Genomic DNA, 2,294 nt, shown 5'->3' with positions numbered 1-2,294 from the left:
CGGGTGGTGCCGGTCGCGACTGGCCGGCCCACCGGCCGCCGAGTCGGCCGCCCGGTCGGCCGACGTGCTCGGCGTCACCGAGTGCGTCGCGGGGATGCTCGGCGAGCACCCCCGCGCCATGCACGCCTTCGTCCGCGGCTGCCTGCTGCGCCCGCCCTCCGACGCGTGGGCGCTGCTGGGCGAGCTGGACGAACTGCTCGAAGACCTGTACGGGCCACGGAAATACCGGCCCCTTCACCTCTAGGAGGAACCATGGGCAGCGGAATCTGGTCCACCGACGTCTACACCTCGGCCGCCCGCTACCGGGCCGCCACCGGCTCCAGCGCCTTCGCCTACAGCGACAGCGGCGCTTCCAAGACCCACCCCGACCTGGACCCGCACGGCGTCACCAGGGAGAGCCGCGACTCCGACGAGCACCCGGAGTCGCTGGCCATCGCCGTGCTGTTCGACGTGACCGGCTCGATGGGGGGCGTGCCGCGCAAGCTCCAGACCAAGCTGCCCGACCTGCTCGGACTGCTGCTGCGCAAGGGGTACGCGACCGACCCGCAGATCATGTTCGGCGCGATCGGCGACGCCACCTGCGACCGGGCTCCGCTGCAGGTCGGCCAGTTCGAGTCGGACAACCGCATGGACGACCAGCTCGGCAAGATCCTGCTGGAGGGCGGTGGCGGCGGGCAGATGAGCGAGTCGTACGAGCTGGCCATGTACTTCATGGCCAGGCACACCTCGATCGACTGCTACGAGAAGCGCGGCCGGCGCGGCTACCTGTTCATCATCGGCGACGAGCTGCCCTACCCGCGGGTCAGCGGCAAGTACGTCCACTCCGTGATCGGCGACCCGCGCGGGCGCGGCATCGACACCGCCGACATGGTCGCCGAGCTGACCGAGAAGTACGACGTGTACTACATCCTGCCCGCCGGGGCCAGCTACGCGGGCAACGCCAAGGTGCTGGGCACCTGGCGGGACCTGCTCGGCCAGAACGTCCTGGAGCTGGACGACCTCGACGCGGTCTGCGAGACCATCGCGCTCACGGTCGGGCTCGGCGAGGACGCGATCGGCCTCGACGACGGCCTGTCCGACCTGTCCGACCTGGGCTCCACGGCGGGCGCGTCGGTGTCCCGGGCGCTGGCCAAGCTGGACCGCGGGACGCTCGTGGTCTCCGAGCCCCTGGACGGTCTGGAACTGTGAACGAGCACGTCATCGTCGTCGACCTCGGCTACGGGGACGCCGGCAAGGGCACCGTCGTGGACTGGCTGTGCGCCACGCGCCCGGTCCACGCGGTGGTCCGCTTCAACGGGGGCGCGCAGGCGGCGCACAACGTGGTGCTGCCCGACGGGCGGCACCATACGTTCGCCCAGTTCGGCTCGGGGACGTTGCGCGGGGTTCGCACGCATCTGTCGAGGTTCGTGGTGGTGGATCCACTGGCTCTGTCGGCCGAGGCCGAGCATCTGGAGCGGATCGGCGTGCCCGACCCGTACGGGCTGATCACGGTCGACCGCGACTGCCTGCTCGCCACGCCGTACCACGTGGAGGCGAACCGGCGGCGGGAGCTGGCGCGCGGCAAGGACCGTCACGGGTCGTGCGGGATGGGGATCGGGGAGACGATGGCGTACGCGCTGGAGCACGGCTCCCTCGCGCCCCGCGCCGGGGACCCCTCCCCGGTCCTCGCCCGTAAGCTCCGAGTGCTGCGTGAGGCGCTCGGCGTGGAGGGACCGCCCGTGGAGGACTGTGTGGCCGCCTACGAGGCGTTCGCGTCGCGGGTGAGGCTGGTGGACGGTCTGCCGCCGCTGAGCGGTCCCACGGTCTTCGAGGGGGCGCAGGGGGTGCTGCTGGACGAGAACCACGGCTTCGACCCGTACACGACGTGGAGCACCACGACGTTCGCCAACGCCGAGACGCTGCTGGAGGGGGCGGGGGCGGTCCGGCTGGGGGTGCTGCGGACGTACACGACCCGGCACGGTCCCGGGCCGCTGGTCACCGAGGACCCCACGCTGGAGCTGCCGGAGCGGCACAACGGCACCGGGCCGTGGCAGGGGCCGTTCCGGACGGGGCACTTCGACGCCGTCGCGCACCGGTACGCGATCGAGGCGGCCGGCGGGGTGGACGAGCTCGCGCTCACCCACCTGGACGCGCCGGTGTCGCGGCTGTGCCACGCGTACGATCTGCCCGCCGACGACCACACCCAGGAGACCGCCCGCGTCACCCGGCTGCCAACGGGTGGCGGGAGAGCCGCGCTCACGGGGCGGATGCCGCGGGCCAGGCCGGTGTACGGCGACGCCGTCACCGACTGGCCC

Annotated in this window: 2 protein-coding genes and 1 pseudogene; all 3 read left to right on the top strand. The window is 72.4% G+C overall.

The window, feature by feature from the left end:
• A pseudogene (locus KME77_RS02840) lies at positions 1-244 on the top strand (molecular chaperone DnaJ); the annotation flags it as partial.
• Between the two features lie 8 nt (positions 245-252).
• Positions 253-1,188, top strand: coding sequence for a hypothetical protein (locus KME77_RS02835; protein WP_219461544.1), 936 nt, complete (start codon positions 253-255; stop codon positions 1,186-1,188).
• The coding region (locus tag KME77_RS02830) for an adenylosuccinate synthetase (protein ID WP_219461542.1) at positions 1,185-2,294 on the top strand (1,110 nt) is incomplete at its 3' end. The genes KME77_RS02835 and KME77_RS02830, both read left to right, overlap by 4 nt.

Source organism: Nonomuraea rhizosphaerae (genome assembly GCF_019396405.1).
In the GTDB taxonomy this organism is placed as follows: domain Bacteria; phylum Actinomycetota; class Actinomycetes; order Streptosporangiales; family Streptosporangiaceae; genus Nonomuraea; species Nonomuraea rhizosphaerae.
The sequence above is the reverse complement of the archived record's forward strand: the minus strand, read 5'-3'. Positions and strand labels throughout refer to the sequence as shown.